A 5,727-nucleotide genomic window follows, 5' to 3' on the forward strand; every position below is an offset into this window, starting at 1 on the left:
CTCGCTATGGTCGTCAGGCAAAACTGACGCAGAAATAATGAGCCTTCACTGCCTACCCGGCCCTCATTCCCACTGATTCGGATCATGCTGCTGAGCGACGTCTATTGGCTGCCCGCTCTTGAGGGCAGCGCGTATCCGGCAATGTCGGTGATGATCACCGAACGGAGACGGGATCTTTCTTTCCGTCTCTCGTAAACCCCTTGGGGTTATATGGTCAAGCCTCACGGGGCATTAGTACACGTTAGCTCAACGCCTTGCAGCGCTTCCACACCGTGCCTATCAACCAGCTAGTCTTGCTGGACCCTTTAGGAGACTCTAGGTCTCGGGGAGATCTCATCTTGAAGAAGGCTTCCCGCTTAGATGCTTTCAGCGGTTATCCCGTCCGCACATAGCTACCCGGCGATGCCACTGGCGTGACAACCGGAACACCAGAGGTGCGTCCACTCCGGTCCTCTCGTACTAGGAGCAGCACTTCGCAAATCTCCAACGCCCACGGCAGATAGGGACCGAACTGTCTCACGACGTTCTAAACCCAGCTCGCGTACCACTTTAAATGGCGAACAGCCATACCCTTGGGACCGACTTCAGCCCCAGGATGTGATGAGCCGACATCGAGGTGCCAAACACCGCCGTCGATGTGAACTCTTGGGCGGTATCAGCCTGTTATCCCCGGAGTACCTTTTATCCGTTGAGCGATGGCCCTTCCATACAGAACCACCGGATCACTAGAACCTACTTTCGTACCTGCTCGACGTGTCTGTCTCGCAGTTAAGCACCCTTATGCTCTTGCACTCAATGCACGATTTCCAACCGTGCTGAGGGTACCTTCGTGCTCCTCCGTTACTCTTTCGGAGGAGACCGCCCCAGTCAAACTACCCACCACACACTGTCCTCACACCGGATCACGGTGCCAAGTTAGAACGCCAATGATGCCAGGCTGGTATTTCAAGGTTGGCTCCACCGGAACTAGCGTCCCGGTTTCCAAGCCTCCCAGCTATCCTACACAAGCAACATCAGCGTCCAGTGTGAAGCTATAGTAAAGGTTCACGGGGTCTTTCCGTCTAGCCGCGGGTACACAGCATCTTCACTGCGATTTCAATTTCACTGAGTCTCGGGTGGAGACAGCGTGGCCATCATTACGCCATTCGTGCAGGTCGGAACTTACCCGACAAGGAATTTCGCTACCTTAGGACCGTTATAGTTACGGCCGCCGTTTACCGGGGCTTCGATCAAGAGCTTCGCCTTGCGGCTAACACCATCAATTAACCTTCCGGCACCGGGCAGGCGTCACACCCTATACGTCCGCTTACGCGTTAGCAGAGTGCTGTGTTTTTAATAAACAGTTGCAGCCACCTGGTATCTTCGACCGGTTCGAGCTCGGGACGCGAAGTCCTTCACCCTAAGCCGGCGCACCTTCTCCCGAAGTTACGGTGCCATTTTGCCTAGTTCCTTCACCCGAGTTCTCTCAAGCGCCTTGGGATTCTCACCCTGACCACCTGTGTCGGTTTGGGGTACGGTCGCATGTGATCTGAAGCTTAGAGGCTTTTCCTGGAAGCGTGGCATCGATGACTTCCGGACCGTAGTCCGTTCGTCTCGTCTCTCGGCCTTGAGATCCCGGATTTGCCTAAGATTTCAGCCTACCGACTTTCACCAGGACAACCAACGCCTGGCTCACCTAGCCTTCTTCGTCCCCCCATCGCAATCACATCCGGTACGGGAATATTGACCCGTTTCCCATCGACTACGCTTTTCAGCCTCGCCTTAGGGGCCGACTCACTCTGCTCTGATTAGCATAGAACAGAAAACCTTGGTCTTCCGGCGGGGCAGTTTTTCACTCCCCTTGTCGTTACTCATGTCAGCATTCGCACTCGTGATATCTCCAGCAAGCTTCTCAACTCACCTTCACAGACTTACACGACGCTCCTCTACCGCTCATCCAGAGGATGAACCCGTAGCTTCGGCATCTGGTTTGAGCCCCGTTACATCTTCCGCGCAGGCCGACTCGACTAGTGAGCTATTACGCTTTCTTTAAAGGATGGCTGCTTCTAAGCCAACCTCCTAGCTGTCTATGCCTTCCCACATCGTTTCCCACTTAACCAGAATTTGGGGGCCTTAGCTGACGGTCTGGGTTGTTTCCCTTTTCACGACGGACGTTAGCACCCGCCGTGTGTCTCCCACGCTCTACTCACCGGTATTCGGAGTTTGCCTCGGGTTGGTAACCCGGGATGGGCCCCTAGCCGAAACAGTGCTCTACCCCCGGCGGTAATACGTGAGGCGCTACCTAAATAGCTTTCGAGGAGAACCAGCTATCTCCGAGCTTGATTAGCCTTTCACTCCGATCCACAGCTCATCCCAGCATTTTTCAACATACTTGGGTTCGGGCCTCCAATTGATGTTACTCAATCTTCACCCTGGCCATGGATAGATCGCCCGGTTTCGGGTCTATATCCAGCGACTGGTCGCCCAGTTAAGACTCGGTTTCCCTACGCCTCCCCTATACGGTTAAGCTCGCCACTGAATATAAGTCGCTGACCCATTATACAAAAGGTACGCGGTCACAGAACCAGTCTGCTCCCACTGCTTGTACGCACACGGTTTCAGGATCTATTTCACTCCCCTCTCCGGGGTTCTTTTCGCCTTTCCCTCACGGTACTGGTTCACTATCGGTCAGCCAGGAGTATTTAGCCTTGGAGGATGGTCCCCCCATGTTCAGTCAGGGTTTCACGTGCCCCGACCTACTCGATTTCACATATTCAGGTTTTCGACTACGGGGCTATCACCCGCTACGGCCGGCCTTTCCAGGCGCGTTCGTCTAACCAGTCACATGCTTAAGGGCTACTCCCCGTTCGCTCGCCGCTACTGGGGGAATCTCGGTTGATTTCTTTTCCTCGGGGTACTTAGATGTTTCAGTTCTCCCGGTTCGCTTCCCAACACCTATGGATTCAGTGTGGGATACCCAGCTTGTGCTGGGTGGGTTTCCCCATTCGGAAATGTCCGGGTCGCAGGTTGTTTGCCACCTCACCGAACCTTATCGCAGGCTACAACGTCCTTCATCGCCTCTGGCTGCCAAGGCATCCACCGTGTGCGCTTAATCGCTTGACCATATAACCCGAAGGAGTCTGGTCAGTGATTAATCATTCGACAATTGCCGGATACGCTTGAGACGTATCTCGTTGTGTTCTTCTCCAAAGAGAAGAACTTGTCAGCATGATCCAAATTGTTAAAGAGCGACTGTCAATCGACAGTCACAAACCGACGTTATCTTCGATAACCTGGCTTGTGACTGTGGACTTCAGCATTCGACTGTGGGGTGGGCGCAGGGCAGGCACATTTCCTGCTGAGCGTCGTACACCGCGTGAAGCGTGGTGGAGCCTAGCGGGATCGAACCGCTGACCTCCTGCGTGCAAGGCAGGCGCTCTCCCAGCTGAGCTAAGGCCCCGATAAATGCAATTTTGTTGAAGACAAGGCGCTTTTGACCGACGTGTAGCCTGCTACACGAGGAAAAAAGCAACGCCGTATTCGGCAAAATTTGGTGGGTCTGGGCAGACTCGAATAACCCGGCGACCTCACCCTCTCTCGACATCACCCCAAGGGGTGCGCCAACCAACTGCGCGAGAGATGGTGGGTCTGGGCAGACTCGAACTGCCGACCTCACCCTTATCAGGGGTGCGCTCTAACCAACTGAGCTACAGACCCGTTGGTCACTGGGCGACTTAAGCAGCCATACCACAGTCTTTGCTCTGGTCGATCAGGTAATTGATGTGAGCGCTTGCTCCGCGATCGGTTGGTCGTTTAAGGAGGTGATCCAGCCGCAGGTTCCCCTACGGCTACCTTGTTACGACTTCACCCCAGTCATGAACCACACCGTGGTGATCGCTCTCCCGAAGGTTAAGCTAACCACTTCTGGTGCAGTCCACTCCCATGGTGTGACGGGCGGTGTGTACAAGGCCCGGGAACGTATTCACCGTGACATTCTGATTCACGATTACTAGCGATTCCGACTTCACGGAGTCGAGTTGCAGACTCCGATCCGAACTGAGGCCGGCTTTCTGGGATTCGCTCCATCTCGCGATCTCGCAACCCTTTGTACCGGCCATTGTAGCACGTGTGTAGCCCTACCCGTAAGGGCCATGATGACTTGACGTCGTCCCCACCTTCCTCCGGTTTGTCACCGGCAGTCTCCTTAGAGTTCCCACCATTACGTGCTGGCAAATAAGGACAAGGGTTGCGCTCGTTACGGGACTTAACCCAACATTTCACAACACGAGCTGACGACAGCCATGCAGCACCTGTCTCAGAGTTCCCGAAGGCACCAATCCATCTCTGGAAAGTTCTCTGGATGTCAAGGGTAGGTAAGGTTCTTCGCGTTGCATCGAATTAAACCACATGCTCCACCGCTTGTGCGGGCCCCCGTCAATTCATTTGAGTTTTAACCTTGCGGCCGTACTCCCCAGGCGGTCGACTTATCGCGTTAACTGCGCCACTAAGTCCTTAAAGGTCCCAACGGCTAGTCGACATCGTTTACGGCGTGGACTACCAGGGTATCTAATCCTGTTTGCTACCCACGCTTTCGCACCTCAGTGTCAGTGTCAGGCCAGAAGGCCGCCTTCGCCACTGGTATTCCTCCCGATCTCTACGCATTTCACCGCTACACCGGGAATTCTACCTTCCTCTCCTGCACTCTAGCCTGGCCGTTCCGGATGCAGTTCCCAGGTTGAGCCCGGGGCTTTCACAACCGGCGTGCCAAGCCACCTACGCGCGCTTTACGCCCAGTAATTCCGATTAACGCTCGCACCCTCCGTATTACCGCGGCTGCTGGCACGGAGTTAGCCGGTGCTTCTTCTGCGAGTGATGTCCTTCCTCTGGGGTATTAACCCAAAGGCTTTCTTCCTCGCTGAAAGTGCTTTACAACCCGAAAGCCTTCTTCACACACGCGGCATGGCTGGATCAGGCTTTCGCCCATTGTCCAATATTCCCCACTGCTGCCTCCCGTAGGAGTCTGGGCCGTGTCTCAGTCCCAGTGTGGCTGATCATCCTCTCAGACCAGCTACGGATCGTCGCCTTGGTAAGCCGTTACCTTACCAACTAGCTAATCCGACATAGGCTCATCCGATAGCGCGAAGTCCGAAGATCCTCCGCTTTCTCCCGTAGGACATATGCGGTATTAGCGTGGGTTTCCCCACGTTATCCCCCACTATCGGGCAGATTCCTATGCATTACTCACCCGTCCGCCGCTCGCCACCAGGGAGCAAGCTCCCCGTGCTGCCGCTCGACTTGCATGTGTTAGGCCTGCCGCCAGCGTTCAATCTGAGCCATGATCAAACTCTTCAGTTTAAAGTCTGATAGTCCTTACTTTTCCCAGGCCCGAAGACAAAGGAAAAAAGCGGACCAAACTTGGTTCAAGGTCAAACGAATCTTTGACGAGTCGCTTGCCTCGATATGTCGTGACTGACGTCACGCGAGAGCAAGCACCCACATCAATTACCTGATCGATTGTTAAAGAGCGTTCCCACTTGGGAGTCTTGCGACTTCCGCCACGAGCCTGAAAGGTTTCAAGTGCTTGTCAGCGCTTGTTTTCTTGCTCGCCGTAAGGAGTGGCGTATTTTAAGGATCTGAGCGAAGATGTCAACGTTTTTCTGTCGAATCCTGCCGGGCGCCGTTGCTGCTCAGTGGTGCCGATCCTGCGAAGAACTGGGAAGCGATTGTGCCTGCCTCACCGCCTTGAGT

At 54.6% G+C, this 5,727-nt stretch carries 2 tRNA genes and 2 rRNA genes; all 4 read right to left on the reverse strand.

The window, feature by feature from the left end:
- Positions 1–210: 210 nt before the first annotated feature.
- The 4 genes from BTW07_RS12370 to BTW07_RS12385 all read right to left on the reverse strand — a co-directional run bounded on the left by BTW07_RS12370 (position 211) and on the right by BTW07_RS12385 (position 5,334).
- Positions 211–3,102: ribosomal RNA gene (locus BTW07_RS12370) — 23S ribosomal RNA — on the reverse strand.
- A gap of 261 nt (positions 3,103–3,363) precedes the next feature.
- A tRNA-Ala gene (locus BTW07_RS12375) sits at positions 3,364–3,439 on the reverse strand.
- Between the two features lie 180 nt (positions 3,440–3,619).
- Positions 3,620–3,696, reverse strand: a tRNA-Ile gene (locus BTW07_RS12380).
- Between the two features lie 97 nt (positions 3,697–3,793).
- Positions 3,794–5,334 (reverse strand): 16S ribosomal RNA (locus tag BTW07_RS12385).
- Together the 16S and 23S rRNA genes with 2 tRNA genes alongside form the textbook arrangement of a ribosomal RNA operon.
- Between the last annotated feature and the right edge of the window lie 393 nt (positions 5,335–5,727).

This window comes from Salinicola socius (genome assembly GCF_001937195.1).
Taxonomy (GTDB): domain Bacteria; phylum Pseudomonadota; class Gammaproteobacteria; order Pseudomonadales; family Halomonadaceae; genus Salinicola; species Salinicola socius.